Origin of the sequence: Olivibacter sp. EAT-5, from assembly GCF_044784325.1 — a bacterium.
Classification (GTDB): domain Bacteria; phylum Bacteroidota; class Bacteroidia; order Sphingobacteriales; family Sphingobacteriaceae; genus Olivibacter; species Olivibacter oleidegradans.
In genome coordinates this window covers 941,823-959,725 of the sequence record NZ_CP173028.1, presented here as the reverse complement: position 1 = coordinate 959,725, position 17,903 = coordinate 941,823, and the positions used below count along the sequence as shown (strand labels likewise).

Below are 17,903 nucleotides of genomic sequence, written 5' to 3'. Positions count from 1 at the left end.
TTAACTACTCCCTGCTCCCTATTAACTATTCCCAACTCCCCATTAACTACTCCCTGCTCCCTATTCCCTGCTCCCTATTCCCTGCTCTAAAAACCTCTTCGCTTTTCATTTGTTATTCTTATAAAAAAAACGTAACTTTAATATTACATTAAAGCTAACTTAATATAAACACTTAAAACTGAATGCTATGCTTACCCATCACGTCTCCCACAAGGGTGAAAGGCATCACCCACTTTGGTTGGAAATAACCAGAATTGTACTTTCATTGGTTATTCTTTGGAAGGGAATTGAATTCATTGCTAATATACATGTGTTTACGGATATCATGATGAATAGTTCGGTACCTGTTGCTATTCTGATGAGTGTGCTCGTACATACAATCATCGTAGCCCATATTTTTGGTGCGATAGCATTGTTTACAGGGAGTTATGTTCGTATTGCTTGTATTCTTCAGATGCCCGTTATTCTGATGGCCTTACTGTTCAGAGATCTGGCGAAGGATGTGCTTAATCCCTATGCTGCCGTTTGGGTAAGTATTGCTATCCTGTGCGCGCTTGTATTAGTGTTATGGAGAGATAAGCATGATTTTATAGATAGAGATCGTTTGCGAAATAAAGTTTAGCCAAAATATTTTCGAGAAAGTTAAACCATGGGTATTATCTTTGAGGTAGATAATACTCATGGTTAAAAAGTATTTATTCACATATCTGTTTCTTATATCTGTTTGGCAATCTTTTGCTCAGCAGCCTGCAGATTTTACCACCTTTATCAATTCCCCTCATCGATGGGTGGATTCTACTTTTAATAGTTTAAACCAGAACGAAAAGATTGCACAGCTCTTTATGGTAAGAGCGCATACTAACTTAGGACAAAGGTATATAGATTCTGTAGCGAAAATAATTGCTAGTGAGAAATTAGGCGGTGTAGTGTTCTTTCAAGGTGGCCCCCTTGGACATGCAAAGGCTATTAATACGTATCAATCCATCTCAAAAGTTCCACTGCTGATAGCCCTCGATGGTGAGTGGGGGTTGGGAATGCGTCTGGCAGATTCCACCATTTCTTATCCTTATCAAATGACCTTAGGAGCTATTAGAAATGAGAAGCTTCTCTATAATATGGGACGTGAAATTGCAAAAGACTTCAGACGACTTGGCTTGAATGTAAACTTTGCACCGGTAGTTGATATAAACAATAACCCGAGAAATCCTGTCATTAATTTCCGCTCTTTTGGAGAAAATAAAGGTAATGTAACGCGGAAAGCAAGCGCATACATGCGGGGAATGATGGATGAACATATATTGACTACCTTAAAGCATTTTCCCGGGCATGGGGATACCGATGTCGACTCACACAAAGATCTTCCTCAATTGGCATTCAGTAGAGGTCGGCTGGATTCGCTGGAGTTGTTTCCATTTAAGCAATTGATACGTGAAGGAGCCTCGGGTGTGATGGTTGCCCATATGAATATCCCCGCCCTAGATAAAACGCCTAATTTGCCGTCATCACTGTCGCCTGCTGTAATTGACGGATTACTCAAGAAGGAACTTGGCTTTAAGGGTTTGGTATTTACGGATGCCATGGATATGAATGGCGTGGTTAAATATTTTAAAAATGGAGAAGCAGATGTACGTGCCGTTATTGCCGGGAATGATATATTGGAATTATCTCAAAATAGCAAAAGAGCCATTGCTATGATCGCTAAAGCCATTAAAGATAAACGGATTAGCCAAGCAAGCTTAGATGCAAAAGTAAAAAGAATTTTGGCGGCTAAACTCTGGCTCGGACTGGATAAAAGGGAACCGGTAATGCTGGATGGCTTGTATCGCGAACTAAACCGGTCAGCGTCAAAAAAGCTGAATCAGGAACTGGCTGACGCAGCCGTCACATTACTGAAAGGCGATAGCCTTATACGGAACATTGATTATGGCAAACGTACCGCTATCATTAGCATAGGAGCTCGAGAATTGACTACTTTTCAAAAAGAATTGGAAGGTAAATTTGATAATGCGCTGAAATTTGTCATCTCACCCGACGCGAAACCTAATGATATCGCAAAAGTGTCTGTCGAACTGTTGCGATATAATCAGGTGATCGTCGCCTTGCATGATACGCGCCGATCGCCGCAAAGTAAAATTAACTTCAGTGGCACAGTCCGTTTGTTTATTAATGAATTAGCTAACATGAATAGCATCTTTTGTGTCTTCACCAATCCCTATGCATTAGCGGGCATGCCGGGTATTGAGGCTTGTAAAAGTTTGGTTCTAGGTTACCAAAATAGTGATGAACTGCAACGGGCAGGAGCAAAAGTCATATTGAAAAGCTTAAGGCCGACTGGTAGATTGCCCGTAACTGTCAGTACTTTTTTCAAATACGGAGATGGATTGTAATTTTTAAAATGCGTTTTTTTGCGGTTTTCATTTTGCTTAAAAGCATTATAGGGCGATATTCTGCTTTTATTATCTTTTTTTATTGAAATTTTTGCATAAAACGGCAATTATAACTAAGTTTGATTTCATTGTTTCATTATGTTAAGAAAAGCCAGCCTAATACTCCTCATCGTTTTGACCGCATCGCAGATAGTTTCTGCTCAATCGTCTTCAAACTTTATAGATTTCATTAATCAAGAACATACATGGGTGGACTCAGTTTTTAACAGGTTGAGCAAAAAAGATCGTATTGCGCAAATGTTCATGGTGCGTGCGCATACAAATTTAGGTAATGCGTATAGCGATTCAGTAGCCAAAGTGATAAAAAAGCAAAAGTTAGGAGGAGTGGTGCTTTTTCAGGGCGGCCCTGTTAGGCATGCTAACCTTATAAATAGGTATCAAAAACTTGCAAAAGTTCCGTTGTTAATGGCGCTGGATGGAGAATGGGGATTGGGCATGCGCTTGATGGATTCGACCATCTCCTTTCCTTATCAGATGGCTTTGGGAGCCGTACAGGACGAACGATTAATCTATCAGATGGGGCAGGAGATTGCCAAAAATTTTAAACGAATTGGCTTAAATGTAAATTTCGCTCCCGATGTGGATGTAAACAATAATCCGAATAATCCGGTAATCAACTACCGGTCTTTCGGCGAGAATAAAATGAATGTGGTGCGAAAAGGGGGTGCCTATATGAAGGGGATGATGGATGGCGGTTTAATGACTACTTTAAAGCATTTTCCAGGCCATGGTGATACTGATGTGGATTCTCATTATGACTTGCCTAGTTTGAATTTTACGATAACTCGCCTGGATTCACTGGAAATGTACCCTTTTAAAGAATTGATCAAACAGGGGGCCCCTGGGGTAATGGTGGCCCATATGAATATCCCCGCCTTGGATACAACCGCGCATCTGCCTTCGTCACTTTCAAAAAATGTAATTACCGGTATGCTGAAAGAGCGTATGGGCTTCAAAGGACTCACTTTTACCGATGCGATGGATATGAAAGGCGTTGTAAAGTACTTCCCGGATGGTGAGGCTGATGTAAGGGCGATTATTGCCGGAAATGACGTGCTTGAATTGTCAGAAAACAGTAAACGAGCAATCAAAAAAGTAAGAAAAGCGATCCGTAAAAAGAGATTATCTTGGGATGATATCAACGCGCGTGTAAAAAAAATACTAGCAGCTAAATACTGGATGGGTCTGAATCAACGGCAAGCGGTCATCACAGAACATTTATACCAGGATCTTAATAATGATTCTGCCAAGCAGTTAAATCAACAATTAGCGGATGCTGCTATTACACTGTTGAAAGGGGATACACTCATTAAGCAGTTAGATCTTGCAGAAAAGACGGCGCTGGTTAGTATTGGCGTCGATAGTTTAACTACATTTCAGCAAATACTTGGTGGACATTTTGATAATAGCTTAAATTTCATCTTATCTGCTAAGGCTACTGGCGCAGAAGTGTCAAAGGTAGCTAATGAGCTGAAGAACTATAAACAGGTGATTGTAGCACTTCATGACACACGTTTGCGTCCGCAAAGTAAATTAAACTATAGCCAAGAGCTTAACATGTTAATTAGCGAACTTGCTAGTCATAATGTGCTATTTAACGTCTTTGCAAACCCCTATACTATTGCTTCCTTCCCCGGCTTGGAGCACGCCGGTGGTTTGGTGGTAGCCTATCAAAATGACGGAACCTTTCAAAAAGCAGCGGCAAAGTTATTAAGCGGGCAATTAAAAGCCACCGGTAAATTACCGATAACCATTAACAGCTTTTTCAAATATGGAGATGGCTTATAGCTTTATGCTAGGGAAACCATTTGCTTTGCTGCTCGTTCCATCGGTTTCCTCCGAAGCCGTTTTTCCCAATACACTGGCTATATACAAAGCTAAAGCTAGTACGCACGGTTAAAAGTAAAAGCCCTTCATTTTTAATAGCAGTTGCTCCGCGTCTTATTTTCAAAGTTCACAAAATATAAAGAATTTCTTATCTTGCTTTACATTAATCAAGAAAGATAAGAATGAACCAAGATGAACCTATCATACGCATTGAAAATCTTCATAAAAGTTATGATGATAAACAGGTTTTGAAAGGGATTGATCTTGAAATATATCCCGGTGAAGTGATTGGCTATATCGGCCCAAATGGTGCCGGTAAATCAACAACCGTTAAGATCCTTACCGGATTAATAAGTGATTTCGAGGGTCATATCACTGTTGATGGCATCAACTTAAAAGAGAATGCACTTCCAATTAAATCCATTATAGGATATGTTCCGGAGAATGCTGAGCTATACGATGTGTTAACCCCTTTGGAATATCTGGATTTCGTGGGTAAGCTATATGACATGGAAACTTCGCTCATTGCAGCCAGAGCAACTAAGTTGCTTACTGCTTTTGGCCTGAGTGAATCACTTAATAAGCGAATGGATACCTTTTCGAAAGGTATGAGGCAAAAAGTGTTATTGACTTCCGGAATTATTCATAATCCAAAAATTCTCATTTTAGATGAGCCTTTGTCTGGCTTAGATGCAAATGCAGTAATTGTTGTTAAAGAGCTGATCTCTCTATTGGCAAAGGAAGGCAAAACGATATTTTATTGTTCGCATATGATGGACATTGTTGAAAAGGTTTCAGACCGTATTCTATTGATTAATCAAGGCAGTATTGTGGCAAATGGTACTTTCGAGCAATTGAAAGCTGAGCATGGCGATTCCCTCGAACATATTTTTGCTAAGCTCACCGGCCATGCGGAAACTTCAGGAAGTGCTTCTAGTATCATGTCTGCCTTCGAATAGCGAGAATGATCGCAAAATATTATATCCATGAATAATTTCATTGTCCAACTGGCTTTACTTTTTAGTCCTCTATATCGTAAAATCGGGGTAAATACCGCTCAGATGGAGGTTATATTACGTGTCAAATTACTGATGGATGACCGAAGACCGCTAACGGCATTTGGAAACAGATCGAAAAAGGAAAACAACTACAGCTCCTGGCTTAATTTTTTACTGCTAGCAGTGATGGGTTGCGTATTGCTGCTTTTCCTTTTTTCCGTCAACCAACCTTATCTGTCTTTTACGATCTACTTCGGTGTGTTTATGGCAATGTTATGCCTCAGCTTGATCGCTGACTTTTCCGTCATCCTGTTAGACAGTAGAGATAATTTTATCATATTGCCACGTCCCGTTGATGATCGAACGTTTGCCTTAACACGCATCCTGCACATCGGAATCAGTATAGCTAAACAAGCGGTTGGTTTGGCGCTCCCGGGACTTATTTTTACAATAATTAGTCGAGGAGGATTTGCCGGTGTTATTTTTATTTTTCAAGCGGCAATAGCAACCGTACTTTGTGTATTACTGGTAAACTTGTTTTACCTGATTGCCATGAAATTCGTCTCGGTGCAGCGCTTTAAAGACATTGTAGCGTATTTACAAATTGTATTTTCGGTGCTGATCTTTATGTTGTACTACACGATGCCAAATGTGCTGGAAAGTGCCATGGTTCAGCAGCTTGACTTTGCAGCGGTGCCCTGGTTATGGCTTACACCAAGTGCTTGGATCAGCGGACTACAAGAACTCGGAAGGGGAGATACGTCATTACTTACCATTGCACTGTCCCTAGCGGCTTTCTTATCGCCGTTGGTGGCTTTGTGGATAATGAGCAAAAACTTCTCTACCGGATTGAACGCTACGTTGAGCGCTTTGCAGACAAGCGACGACTCGGTTAAGGTCGAAACAGCTGCCACCCGTAGGCAAACGCTTAGCGATAAATTAGCGAATATATTAACCGGTAGCCCATTGGAAAATGCCGGTTTTAGATTAGTTTGGAATGTAACGGGACGCACACGTGAATTTAAAACTAAAGTGTACCCTTCGTTGGCTTATGTCCCGGTGTATTTTTTTTTCATGTTTTTTGTACGTAACCGAGGAAACGCAGAAGGAACGTGGACAGAAAAATGGAAGAATATCCTCGCGCAACATACTTATCTCTTCATTTTTTACTTTTCTTTATTTACTTTATTAACCGTATTCCAATTTATCACACAAAGCGAAAAATATAAAGCTGCCTGGATTTATTTTGTGGCTCCTATTCAACAACCGGGCCTTTTGATGTCCGGTGTATTGAAAGCTGCGTTTGTTAAATTTTATATGCCTTTTATGATTGTTTTTTCCGTGCTGGGACTAGCCTTTATTGGTCTGCCGGTAATAAATGACCTCCTTTTATCTACGGCTGTAGGCGGAGTAGCGGCCATTTTAATTTGTCTGTTTACCGTAACAGGCTATCCTTTTAGTCAACCGATAAAAAAGACAGAAGGGCGCTTTATTGCCAATCTGCTTTTGATAGGATTAATCAGCGCGATCGGCTTTGGGCATTATTTAGCTGTTAATTATGAGTGGTTGGTGTGGGCACTTGCTAGCCTTGCCGTCGGTACATTCTTTCTGCTATTACATTTTTTTAAAAAAGAGTCTTGGGAAAAAGCGGAATTTCGGGAATAAGATCTGCCGGCTGTGACCATCTTTTTACTTCAAAAATAGGACTTTCTTCGTATCGCGAAGCAACCACAATTTTTACGCCATTGGCATGGGTTGAGAAAAGCTCGGTAACTAAATTCGGACAATTATTATCTTTGGATAAATGAGATAAAAAAAGATGACTCAAATTGTCCGTTCTGTGGTTTAGAAAGAGCTCTAAAGCTTGCTTATTGGACAAATGACCATACCCCCCGCGAATTCTGTTTTTCAAAAAATACGGATAACGCCCGCGATCTAATAGATCGTCGTCGTAATTGGCTTCTAAAAAAACCGCATGACACTGGCTGAAATGATGCTGTACACGTTCGCACACCCTTCCTATATCCGTAAAAACGCCGATCCGAATGCTTCCTCCTTCTACCACAAAGCTATAAGGGTCAGCCGCATCATGATACTTGGCAAAGGGAGTGATTTGAAAATCGCCAATTTGAATAGGATCGGATGCATGAAATAGGTGGAGCAGCTCGGGAGCAATAAAAAAGCCGGTTGCTGTTAATGTCCGCTGATTGATATAGACTGGTATGCGGTATTTTAAACTTAACCTGCACAAGCCCTTTATATGATCACTATGTTCATGGGATATAAAAATCGCTTTGATAGATGGAATGGATAAACCTAAACGGGTCATTCGTCGCTCAATCTCGCGGCATGAAATGCCGGCGTCTATTAGAACAGCTTCTCTTCCATTGCCAACATAGTAACAATTGCCATTACTTCCGGAATTGATCGAGGTAACATAAAGCGACATGTGTGCAAACTTAATAATTTTCGTTGGGATTACTGCCCGTGCTTTGCGTTATGGAATTTCTTTTTAAGCGATATTACGATGTTAGTATTAAAGAAAGGTTTCCTTGAGTTACTCTTTTTAATATATGTTCTTTTTCTTGGCAAAAAGAACGAAACCGAGAAGTTTGCCTTCGAGCTCCTATGAACGCTTTTGAAAATAAATGCAAGTGAATAAAGTCAAGGTTATCCACCTTGCTAATGGGCGCAGTAAGTGGGATGTATAAAATAAACTTTCTTTTAAAACCACGATTCATTTCAATTTAAAAGGAAAATAGGAATATATGAAAGTCCCAAACAAAAAGGGACACACAGCTGTATCTAGGTTGAAGGTTTAATTATGGAATATATTGATTACTATAAAATATTGGGCGTTGATAAGAATGCATCTCAAGATGATATTAAAAAAGCATACCGTAAACTTGCCAGAAAGTTGCACCCCGACTTAAATCCGGATGATAAAGAAGCGCATAAACGATTTCAGGAATTAAATGAGGCCAATGAGGTACTAAGTGATCCTGACAAGCGGAAGAAGTACGATCAATATGGGAAAGATTGGAAGCAAGCGGAAGCTTATGAGCAGGCGAGACAGTCACAACCTGGAGGCGATTACTATGCACGTGGAAATCCTTTTGGCAATCAAAATCCATTCGAAAGCGGTTTTGACGGATCGGAAGGCGATTTTTCTTCAGGCGGTTTTTCAGATTTTTTCGCCTCCATGTTCGGTGGAGGAAGAAGGAGCCGAAGCCAATTTAAAGGGCAGGATTACCGCGCGGAATTACATCTCAGCTTGAGGGATGCTGCAGAAACGCATAAACGAACCTTAACAATAAATGGGAAGAAGCTGCGCATCACCATCCCTGCGGGTGTGGAAAATGGACAGGAAATTCGTTTGAAGGGTCAGGGTGGACCCGGTGTAAACAACGGGCCGGCGGGCGATCTCTACATCACTTTCGTTATTGGAAATGACCCAGTGTTTAAGCGATTAAAGGACGATCTGTATTTGACGCAGGAAATTGATTTATACACAGCCGTTTTGGGAGGAGAGGTTATGGTCGATACACTGGGATCAAAAGTTAAATTAAAAGTTAAACCGGAAACCCAGAATGGTACCAAAGTGCGTCTAAAGGGGAAGGGCTTTCCCGTATATAAAAAAGAAGGTCAATTTGGCGATCTAATTATAACCTATCAAGTCAACATACCAACCGGATTGAGTGAAGAACAAAAAACGCTATTTCAGCAGCTAGCCAATTTAACGACTAAATAATTAGACAAATGGGAACCACATTCATTTTGGTCAAGGAATATTGTGCACAGAGCACGGTGGACGAAGGTTTTATTCGTTCGCTTTATGAAGAAGGGTTAATAAAGCTCACTTTGCAAGCAGATGAATGGTATATTCATGAAGAAGACCTTGAGGCGTTGGAACGATTTAGGCAATGGCATTACGATTTACACATTAATGTCGAAGGTATTGACGCCATGCGCCATTTAATTGGAAAGATTAGAAGTATGCAAACAGAAATTAAGCTGTTAAAAAGCAGGTTACGCTTACACGAAGAGGGATGGTAAGTTGGGCGGAGGCTTATAACGCCCCGCCCCATTTTTTTATTATTGAACCATAGAACGCAGCATCCAAGCCATTGATTCGTGCTGCTCCATCAAGCCTGTCAGGAAATCTGCCGTTCCGGCATCTTTATGCTTATCTTGAATAGGATCAATCGATGTGCGAATCTCTCGTATGATGGTTTCATGGTCTTCTAAAAGCGCTTCAATCATTACTTCAGCAGATGATCCATCATCTGTATGCTCCAAAAGATTGGTTTCATTAAGGAATTGTTGTAAGGTTCCCAATGAATAATGACCCAATTTACGGATACGCTCTGCCACTTCATCCATCATTTCCGCAAGTTCTTTATATTGCGATTCAAAGAATAAGTGGAGGTCGTGGAAGTGGATGCCCTTTACATTCCAGTGGAATTTTCGAGTCTTGGTATACAATACAAATTCATCAGCTAATAAATGATTCAATTTGTTTGCTACCGCTTGGCGATTATCTTCAGAGATGCCAATGTCAATTTTAGCAGTTTTTACGAGTGCCATGATAAAAGTTTATTAGAGTTCATTAAGATATTTATAGTTCATTTTGTTAGGGATTCATATGATCCCTGATTTTCTTGAGCTGCATAGAAAAAATGATATTTACCACGCCGGCAACGATAAAAGCAAAGGCCGTCCACCCAACAATAGTCGCAATACCGATCACTGGATTGAAAATCATACTTAGGCCGAATAATACCGTTAAGATACCTCCGGCCAAGATCCATCCCCAGCCCTTTACGTCTAAGTTCTTCAGTTGAAAGGCGTAGCTGCAAAGTGAAGCTCCTAATAAGAGTATATAAAAACCCACTATGAAAGGTAGAACGCTCATCGATAAACTCGGATATAATAATAAAACGAAGCCCAGTACAACGTCCAGAATGCCTGCAGACAGTGTCCAACCCCAATGATGCAAACGGTGTCGATTCCCGAATGTAAAGGAAAGCTCCATAATACCATTAACAAAAATAAGACCACCAAAGAAAACCGATAAGCCTAAATAGCTCGCCAGCGGATTCGATATTGTATAAAAACCGGCAATCAATAACAAGATGCCAATAACAGTGAAAAGCCACCAATTTTTGACCTCACGTTTAATCTCCTGTATAAATGCTGTCATATGAATAAAATTAATCAAGAACCCGAGCTTTATCAAAGCTACTTCGTTTAGATAAGATATGAGTTGATAACAATCATACTAAATTAGGTGTTTGATCATCTTTTACTTTATTTCAATGGAATGACAATTAATGGTCAATTTCGTAGAACTCCAAAGGCAAGTCGTCGGGATCCGCAAAAAAAGTAAAGCGTTTTCCGGTTAGTTCATCTACCCGAATCGGTTCGGTTTGTACCTGATGCATCGTTAGATGATCGATTGCCTTCTCTAGATTGTCAACAGCAAAGGCTAAATGTCTTAAACCGCAAGCTTCAGGCTTGCTCACCCGTCTCGGAGGCTCAGGAAAGGAAAATAATTCAATGACGTATTGACCATTTAAGGCCAAGTCTAGTTTGTAAGATTCCCGTTCATCTCGATAAGTTTCGTTAAGGACCTCAAACCCAAGTACGGTAGTATAAAATTGCTTGGATCGTTGATAATCGGAACAGATAATAGCCACATGATGAAGCGCTTGTATTATTGGATTTCCCATGCCAATGTTTTTGAACGAAGGTATAACTTATAATGTAAAAAAGGTAACATTCTTATGAGAGAAGGCCAAAACAAATTTTTTTTAATTAAAAAGGGTATTTTAGTGAAAAACTTGGCGAACGCTTGGTTTTTATCGTCAACAACAAAAAAATCCGCAAAATGGATTCTCTTTTTTGACAACTTGAACTTTTTATTCTTTAATTAGATGTGCATTATGCGAAAAATCTTACCCTTTTGCCTCTTTTTATTTAGCTTTTACTTCCTGAAAAGCCAGGAAACTTTTCCTGTTAACGGCTCGCACGATAAGCGACCGAAAAAGTACGCGTTTATAAATGCTCATATTATCACAAAAGCTGGGCAGAGTCTGAAAAATGCGACGCTACTGGTGAACGATCGACTGATCGAATCCGTAGGAGCGGGACAGGAAGTGCCCGCAGGTTACATAACGATTGATTTGCAAGGCAAGTTTATCTATCCATCTCTGATTGATCCTTTTACTACCTACGGCGTACCTGAAAACAAGGAATCACGCGCTTTTGGGAGGGCTGCCCAGGTACTCACTTCTACAAAGAACGGCCCATACGCCTGGAACGAGGCAATACGGCCGGAGACTCGGGCGATCGATGTTTTTGCACAGGATGAAAAGAAAGCAGAACAACTTAAGAAAATTGGCTTCGGAGCGGTACACACGATAGTAAAAGACGGAATTGCGCGGGGAAGTAGTGCATTGATTGCACTGAACACCAATAAAGATAATGAGCTTGTCATCATTCCCGACGCCGCTGCTCAGTATTCTTTCGATAAAGGCTCTGCAAAAACGTCTTACCCTTCTTCTTTAATGGGAAGCATTGCCCTTTTGCGTCAAACATATTACGATGCGAAATGGTATCAGCAACAGAAGAAAGAATACAACATTTCCTTAGAAGCGTTTAATAAGTGGCAGTCGCTACCACAATTTTTTGAAGTGAACGATGTATTGGATGTTTTAAGGGCTGATAAAATAGCCAAAGAATTTGGGAAATCCTATATTATCAAAACGGGAGGAAATGACTATCAACGTATTCAAGAAGTGAAGGCTACAGGGGCAAGTCTTATCGTTCCGCTTAACTTTCCGAAAACATATGATGTAGCAGACCCCTACGAGGCTAATAAATTGTCGCTTGCGCAGTTGAAGCACTGGGAGCTTGCTCCAGGCAATCCCGCCGCTTTGGAAAAGGCATCCATTCCTTTTGCCTTAACAGCTAGCGATTTAGATAACGTCCGGGACTTTTGGCCCAATTTACGCAAAGCCATTAAATATGGATTAAGTGAAGATGCCGCTCTACGTGCATTGACGGAGACTCCTGCTAGATTGTTGGGAGCGGGTGATCGCTTAGGAACCTTGGAGAAAGGAAAACTGGCTAGTTTTATTATTACTTCGGATAGTTTGTTCAAAGAAGGGAATATCATCTATGAAAATTGGATTGAAGGAGAAAAATTTATCGCTAACCATAGCAGTAATAAAGATCTGAGAGGAGAGTACGCAAGCAATGTGGATGATTTCGGTGCAATAAAACTGCTGATAGGCGGGAAGCAGGGAAAGTATGAAGCTTACATTAGCAAGCCGAACGATACGACAAAAATCAAAGCGAATTTGGTAGTAGATGGTGATTTGTTAAGTCTGAGCTTTAATCCGAAAGGGGTAAAGAAAAGCTACCGGATTAGCGCCTATATTGCAACAGTAAAACCACTTCAATTAAAAGGTGAAATTAATCGTGAGGATGGTGGTACTATTCCTTGGTCAGCTTCTTATACGGGGGCCTACACGGAAAAGACCGAAACGAAGCGAGCGGACAAGCCCCTTGAATTAGGCAAGGTAATTTATCCTTTTGCAGCCTATGGTCATGAGCAACCTCTTGCTGCTGCCGATGTATTGTTAAAAAATGCGACCGTATGGACTAATGAAAAAGAAGGCATATTGGAAGGAGCAGATGTATTAATTGCCGGTGGAAAAATCAAAGCGGTCGGTAAAAATCTCAATGCCTCCGGCGCAACGCTCATTGATGCTACCGGCAAGCACATTACGGCAGGTATCATAGACGAGCATTCACATATCGCTATTTCTAGAGGCATAAACGAGGGAACGCAATCAGTTACTGCTGAAGTGCGTATTGGTGATATTATAAATTCGGAAGATGTTAATATCTATCGACAATTGGCAGGCGGGGTAACGTCCTCGCATATATTGCACGGCTCAGCTAACGCAATTGGCGGGCAATCTCAATTAATTAAGTTGCGTTGGGGTAAATCACCTGAGGAGCTTAAATTCGAAGGGAGCGATGGCTTCATAAAATTTGCCCTTGGCGAAAACGTAAAACAAAGCAATTGGGGAGATATTGCACGGGTGCGTTTCCCGCAAACACGAATGGGTGTGGAGCAGGTGTATGTAGATGCTTTTACAAGAGCGAAGGAATATAAGGCAAAAATAGCGATGAAAGGCAGCAATGCGCGTCGTGATCTCGAATTGGATGCTTTGGTGGAGATATTAGACAATAAGCGTTTTATCACCTGCCATTCCTATGTGCAGTCTGAAATCAATATGCTCATGCATTTGGCTGATAGCCTTGGTTTCAAGGTAAATACCTTTACGCATATCTTAGAAGGCTATAAGTTAGCGGATCGTATGGCCGCAAGAAGTATTGCAGGAGCTACTTTTGCAGACTGGTGGGCCTATAAAATGGAGGTACAGGAGGCAATACCCTATAATGCTTATTTAATGGAAAAGCAGGGTGTGGTAACGGCCATTAATTCGGATGACGCTGAGATGGCTCGTCGCTTAAATCAGGAAGCTGCAAAAGTAATCAAGTATGGTGGCTTGACAGAAGAAGAGGCATGGAAATTAGTAACCCTCAATCCAGCAAAAATGCTGCACATTGATAATAAGGTGGGTAGTTTGAAAGCCGGCAAAGATGCAGATGTGGTGATATGGAGTGGTAATCCTTTAAGTATTTATGCCCGTGCCGAGAAGACCTTTGTAGATGGTGTAAAATATTGGGATGTAGAGGAAGATGAGAAGATTCGAGATTTTCAACAAAAAGAGAAAGCTAGATTGATTGCTAAATCGTTGGAAGAAAAGGATAAAGGGAATGCAACACAAAAAGCAGTCGAAAAGCCAACCATTATTTATCATTGCGAAACGCTTTCAGGAGATATTAACGAGGATGTCAACCATAACTAATACAATGACGATGCAGTTCACTTTTAAATACATATACAGCCTAAGTTTATTCCTGCTGGCCGGAGTTTGGGCTCAGGCGCAGCCAACCGTTTATCCGGCAAAGGCGCAAACTTCAGCCATTAGCATAAAAGGAGCCACTATTCACATAGGCAATGGACAGGTAATAACAAACGGTACCTTAGTCTTTGATAAGGGAAAAATCACTTATGTGGGCGATGGGTCCGGAGCACCTAATGCCACGGAGACCATTGATGCCCATGGAAAACATCTTTATCCTGGATTTATTGCGCCTGTTACCAATTTGGGCTTAGTGGAAATCGAAGCGGTGAGAGCGACAGTTGATAATACAGAAGTAGGGGGAAATAACGCGCACGTGCGTGCGCTGATTGCCTATAACACCGATTCTAAGGTGATTAATACCTTGCGCACTAACGGTATATTATTGGCGCAAGTGACGCCCGAAGGAGGATTGGTTACTGGTCAGTCGTCCATAGTGCAACTCGATGCATGGAATTGGGAAGACGCTGCTTATAAAAAGGACGATGCGATCCATATTAATTGGCCCAGTATTCGCTATGCACGTTTTGGTGCAACCAATGAAGAGGAGCAAAAGGAACGGATCCGAAAGGAACGCACTACCTTGGCGGATTTATTAACCGATGCAAGCGCTTATTGCGCCGTAGATAAACCAGACGTGTTCAATGGGCGGTTAGAAGCTTTTCGAAAGGTCTTTGACGGTTCAAGAAAGCTCATGGTTCATGTTGATAAAAAGAACGATATCATTGCAGCGGTACAATTTTTCAAAGATTATGGATTGAAGCCGGTATTAGTAGGAGGAGCGGAAGCTCATCTTGTCAGTGCTTTTTTGAAAGAAAATGATATTGCGATCATCATACATCAGGCGCATTCGCTTCCTGCGAATGAAGATGATGATGTTAATTTACCCTATAAGCAAGCGAAACTCTTATCAGATGCAGGACTTCTGGTCGCTTACGGGATGGATGGTTTTTGGCAACAACGTAACTTGCCTTTTATGGCCGGTACCGCGGCTGCATTTGGTTTGGATAAAGAAAAAGCACTGGCTACTATTACCTTAAACACCGCGAAAATTTTGGGAATTGATCAAACAACGGGTAGTTTAGAACTTGGGAAGGATGCGAATCTATTTCTCTCCGTAGGAGACGCTCTTGATATGAAAGGAAATCAGTTGGAAAAGGCGTTCATTGGGGGAAGAGATATTAATTTAGATAATTTGCATAAACAATTGTTTGAGCGATTTGAGTATAAATACGGACAAAAGTAAAACGAAAAGAGGGAGTTTCAAGCTCCCTCTTTTCGTTTTACTTAACCGGTTTTTCAAAGCCTTCTTTAGTCGCTTTTTCAGACATTACTTTAATGCGTTTTTCTGTATCTGGATGGGAAGACATCAAGCGCTGCATGGTGGACGCTTTTTCAGTGCCTTCACTTTGTTTAGCCAGACTCTCAAAAGCGGTGGCCATATACCACGGGTTGACCTTTTGCGCTTTTAGTAGTTCATAACCGTAGATATCCGCGGCACTTTCTTGCGAACGGGAGAAAGACGAATTAGCAACAGCAGTACCCAATTCTCCTAACTTAGAGTCACTAAGTGCTCCGGCTGTGCCTCCCTGTGATCCCACACCGTCTTTTAAGGCAGAGCTTAATAGAGCAGTACGGAAAGCATCTTTCGAGTCTTTGTTTTTTACGTGACCAATTTCATGGCCGATAACGCCTAATACTTCGTTATCATCCATCACTTCCATTAGACCTGCACATACGCGTACACTGCCATCGGCACAGGCAAATGCGTTGATGTCACGAACTAAATATACTTTGAAGTTCAGGCTTAAATCATCGTGGTTAGTTAAATCTTTCGTTAGTTTGGCTAGGCGTTGGGCTAATTCATGATCCTCCGGTGCAACGGGGTTATTTTCGTCCATCCAAACCATGTACTCCTTTGCATAACCTATTACCTCATCGTCTGATAAGGTAATTGCCTTTGCTGCTGTAGTCGCTGCCTTGATACTTTTTGTATTTAATTTAAATTGTGCCTGAGCATGAATGCACATGATTGTTAGTGCAGAAAGAATAGCAAGTTTAATTGTTTTCATATGGGTGTTTTATAGTAATTACCGATGTCGAGACAAACATACCATAAAACCTTTCATAGCTCCAAAATAAGGTGAGAAGATCCCTGAAATCAGCTATATAAATACGGTCATAAAGCAACTATCTGTTTTCATTGAAGCTTTATGGAAGTTAAATCGTATCTTTGCAACAATGCATATCCTAGAACGGATAATGGTTTTTATTACAACTAATACACTGATATATTGTCATTTAAAGAACTGAAGCTTATTGATCCTTTATTGAAGGCAATCCATAAGGAGGGGTACGAAACCCCCACACCCATACAGTCCCAAGCGATTCCCGTTGTACTTTCAGGAAGAGATTTACTCGGTTGCGCCCAAACAGGTACGGGCAAATCTGCGGCTTTTATTCTGCCTATTTTGCAGCAACTGAACAGCCTGCCTAATAAAGAGAAAGCAGTGAAAGCTTTGGTGTTGGCCCCCACGCGGGAATTGGCTATCCAAATTAACGAGAGTATCGCTACGTATGGCCAACTGCTACCCTTAAAACATCAAGTCGTTTATGGAGGGGTTAATATTAATACGCAGATTTCAGGATTAAAAAAAGGAATCGATATATTGGTAGCGACTCCCGGACGTCTTTTGGATTTGGTTGGACAGCGGGTGCTTACCCTTCGGGCTGTTTCTCACTTCGTGCTAGACGAGGCGGATCGAATGTTGGATATGGGATTCATTCATGATATTAAAAAAGTTGTTGCTCTTTTGCCAATAAAGCGACAGACGCTTTTCTTTTCAGCAACCATGCCGCCCGAAATTACGAAACTCGCGAATACGCTTTTAAAGAACCCGGTACGTGTAGAGGTAACACCGGTTTCTTCAACAGCCGAAAAAGTGACTCAAGTAGTATACGCTGTTGATAAGGCAAATAAGCCGAAGTTGCTTTTACACCTTTTAAAGAGTGAAGTGCGTGATCATGTGCTGGTGTTTACGCGGACGAAGCATGGTGCAGACCGTTTGGTAAAGTTCTTGGCGAAACAAGGTGTTCAAGCAGCAGCTATTCATGGAAATAAATCGCAGAATGCCCGACAAAATGCACTTCAAGCTTTTAAGAGCGGCCAGCTAAAAGTACTTATTGCGACGGATATCGCAGCTCGTGGAATCGATGTTGAAGAACTTAAATTTGTGATCAACTTTGATCTCCCAAACGAGCCTGAAACTTACGTGCATCGTATTGGCCGTACCGGTAGGGCGGGTGCGAGCGGTAAAGCTCTTTCATTTTGCGATCTGGAGGAACGGCCCTATTTGCAAAGTATAAACAATTTAACAAATCAGGCCATTCCCGTGATCAATGAGCATCCTTTTCCTGCGACTGATAAGTTTGTGGCTGTACCTCTCCCGAAACGACCGTTACAGAACAAATCAGAAAAAGCGTCAACAAATAAAAATCGGAAAAAACGCCGATTCAGACCTGCCAGCGCACAAAAAGGGAATAGAATAGGCTAATTTTTTGTTAAGATTTTATAAATAAATATTTTATTAAGAAAATCTTTGATTAATATCCTTACCTTTGCTCTA

15 protein-coding genes are annotated in these 17,903 nt (G+C 41.1%); 10 read left to right on the top strand and 5 right to left on the bottom strand.

All coding sequences use genetic code 11. From position 1 onward, the window contains the following. The first annotated feature begins 187 nt into the window (after positions 1-187). The 5 genes from ACH11B_RS03875 to ACH11B_RS03855 all read left to right on the top strand — a co-directional run bounded on the left by ACH11B_RS03875 (position 188) and on the right by ACH11B_RS03855 (position 6,937). Entirely contained in the window at positions 188-622 is a 435-nt protein-coding gene (locus ACH11B_RS03875; protein WP_013664096.1) for a hypothetical protein, read from the top strand. Positions 623-680: 58 nt separating this feature from the next. Beyond that, positions 681-2,387: a glycoside hydrolase family 3 protein gene (locus ACH11B_RS03870; protein WP_130855100.1), complete on the top strand. Its 1,707-nt coding sequence runs from the start codon at positions 681-683 to the stop codon at positions 2,385-2,387. A 138-nt stretch (positions 2,388-2,525) separates the two neighbouring features. After that, positions 2,526-4,235: a glycoside hydrolase family 3 protein gene (locus tag ACH11B_RS03865; RefSeq protein ID WP_130855101.1), complete on the top strand. Its 1,710-nt coding sequence runs from the start codon at positions 2,526-2,528 to the stop codon at positions 4,233-4,235. Between the two features lie 221 nt (positions 4,236-4,456). Then, a complete protein-coding gene (locus ACH11B_RS03860; protein WP_013664092.1) occupies positions 4,457-5,233 on the top strand; it encodes an ABC transporter ATP-binding protein in 777 nt (258 codons plus the stop codon). A gap of 27 nt (positions 5,234-5,260) precedes the next feature. Next, positions 5,261-6,937 (top strand): hypothetical protein, encoded by a 1,677-nt coding sequence (locus tag ACH11B_RS03855; protein WP_130855102.1) that lies wholly within the window; start codon positions 5,261-5,263, stop codon positions 6,935-6,937. On the opposite strand, the gene ACH11B_RS03850 is transcribed toward ACH11B_RS03855, so the two are convergent. Then, a complete protein-coding gene (locus ACH11B_RS03850; protein ID WP_130855103.1) occupies positions 6,897-7,721 on the bottom strand; it encodes an MBL fold metallo-hydrolase in 825 nt (274 codons plus the stop codon). The two genes, ACH11B_RS03855 and ACH11B_RS03850, sit on opposite strands and share 41 nt — an antisense overlap. Before the next feature lie 375 nt (positions 7,722-8,096). On the opposite strand from ACH11B_RS03850, the gene ACH11B_RS03845 reads away from it, so the two are divergent. Both ACH11B_RS03845 and ACH11B_RS03840 read left to right on the top strand, forming a co-directional pair. After that, complete coding sequence (locus ACH11B_RS03845; protein WP_130855104.1) at positions 8,097-9,023, top strand: DnaJ C-terminal domain-containing protein; 927 nt, start codon at positions 8,097-8,099, stop codon at positions 9,021-9,023. A gap of 8 nt (positions 9,024-9,031) precedes the next feature. Further along, positions 9,032-9,328, top strand: a complete 297-nt coding sequence (locus ACH11B_RS03840) for a chaperone modulator CbpM (RefSeq protein ID WP_013664087.1) — start codon at positions 9,032-9,034, stop codon at positions 9,326-9,328. A gap of 39 nt (positions 9,329-9,367) precedes the next feature. On the opposite strand, the gene ACH11B_RS03835 is transcribed toward ACH11B_RS03840, so the two are convergent. From ACH11B_RS03835 to ACH11B_RS03825, 3 genes are all read right to left on the bottom strand, one after another. Next, entirely contained in the window at positions 9,368-9,859 is a 492-nt protein-coding gene (locus ACH11B_RS03835) for a Dps family protein (protein WP_013664086.1), read from the bottom strand. 46 nt (positions 9,860-9,905) lie between these two features. After that, positions 9,906-10,475, bottom strand: coding sequence for an HdeD family acid-resistance protein (locus ACH11B_RS03830; RefSeq protein WP_130855105.1), 570 nt, complete (start codon positions 10,473-10,475; stop codon positions 9,906-9,908). A 127-nt stretch (positions 10,476-10,602) separates the two neighbouring features. Beyond that, entirely contained in the window at positions 10,603-11,004 is a 402-nt protein-coding gene (locus ACH11B_RS03825) for a VOC family protein (protein ID WP_130855106.1), read from the bottom strand. A gap of 213 nt (positions 11,005-11,217) precedes the next feature. On the opposite strand from ACH11B_RS03825, the gene ACH11B_RS03820 reads away from it, so the two are divergent. Together ACH11B_RS03820 and ACH11B_RS03815 are read left to right on the top strand one after the other, a co-directional pair. After that, positions 11,218-14,220: an amidohydrolase family protein gene (locus ACH11B_RS03820; protein WP_130855107.1), complete on the top strand. Its 3,003-nt coding sequence runs from the start codon at positions 11,218-11,220 to the stop codon at positions 14,218-14,220. Next, positions 14,204-15,523 carry an amidohydrolase family protein gene (locus ACH11B_RS03815; protein ID WP_289554368.1) on the top strand — a complete coding sequence of 440 codons (1,320 nt, stop codon included), beginning with the start codon at positions 14,204-14,206 and terminating at the stop codon, positions 15,521-15,523. The genes ACH11B_RS03820 and ACH11B_RS03815 overlap by 17 nt, the downstream gene beginning before the upstream one ends. A gap of 37 nt (positions 15,524-15,560) precedes the next feature. Here ACH11B_RS03815 and ACH11B_RS03810 read toward each other — a convergent pair whose 3' ends face one another. Then, positions 15,561-16,349 carry a M48 family metallopeptidase gene (locus ACH11B_RS03810; RefSeq protein ID WP_130855108.1) on the bottom strand — a complete coding sequence of 263 codons (789 nt, stop codon included), beginning with the start codon at positions 16,347-16,349 and terminating at the stop codon, positions 15,561-15,563. 222 nt (positions 16,350-16,571) lie between these two features. On the opposite strand from ACH11B_RS03810, the gene ACH11B_RS03805 reads away from it, so the two are divergent. Beyond that, on the top strand, positions 16,572-17,831 hold the full coding sequence (locus ACH11B_RS03805) for a DEAD/DEAH box helicase (protein ID WP_130855109.1): 1,260 nt from the start codon (positions 16,572-16,574) through the stop codon (positions 17,829-17,831). Positions 17,832-17,903 lie beyond the last annotated feature (72 nt).

Coding starts and splice junctions, on each gene's coding strand:
- ACH11B_RS03840 (WP_013664087.1), top strand. CDS start 9,032: ATGGGAACCACATTCATTTTGGTCAAGGAATATTGTGCACAGAGCACG.
- ACH11B_RS03845 (WP_130855104.1), top strand. CDS start 8,097: ATGGAATATATTGATTACTATAAAATATTGGGCGTTGATAAGAATGCA.
- ACH11B_RS03820 (WP_130855107.1), top strand. CDS start 11,218: ATGCGAAAAATCTTACCCTTTTGCCTCTTTTTATTTAGCTTTTACTTC.
- ACH11B_RS03860 (WP_013664092.1), top strand. CDS start 4,457: ATGAACCAAGATGAACCTATCATACGCATTGAAAATCTTCATAAAAGT.
- ACH11B_RS03870 (WP_130855100.1), top strand. CDS start 681: ATGGTTAAAAAGTATTTATTCACATATCTGTTTCTTATATCTGTTTGG.
- ACH11B_RS03835 (WP_013664086.1), bottom strand. CDS start 9,859: ATGGCACTCGTAAAAACTGCTAAAATTGACATTGGCATCTCTGAAGAT.
- ACH11B_RS03850 (WP_130855103.1), bottom strand. CDS start 7,721: ATGTCGCTTTATGTTACCTCGATCAATTCCGGAAGTAATGGCAATTGT.
- ACH11B_RS03855 (WP_130855102.1), top strand. CDS start 5,261: ATGAATAATTTCATTGTCCAACTGGCTTTACTTTTTAGTCCTCTATAT.
- ACH11B_RS03830 (WP_130855105.1), bottom strand. CDS start 10,475: ATGACAGCATTTATACAGGAGATTAAACGTGAGGTCAAAAATTGGTGG.
- ACH11B_RS03815 (WP_289554368.1), top strand. CDS start 14,204: ATGTCAACCATAACTAATACAATGACGATGCAGTTCACTTTTAAATAC.
- ACH11B_RS03825 (WP_130855106.1), bottom strand. CDS start 11,004: ATGGGAAATCCAATAATACAAGCGCTTCATCATGTGGCTATTATCTGT.
- ACH11B_RS03810 (WP_130855108.1), bottom strand. CDS start 16,349: ATGAAAACAATTAAACTTGCTATTCTTTCTGCACTAACAATCATGTGC.
- ACH11B_RS03875 (WP_013664096.1), top strand. CDS start 188: ATGCTTACCCATCACGTCTCCCACAAGGGTGAAAGGCATCACCCACTT.
- ACH11B_RS03865 (WP_130855101.1), top strand. CDS start 2,526: ATGTTAAGAAAAGCCAGCCTAATACTCCTCATCGTTTTGACCGCATCG.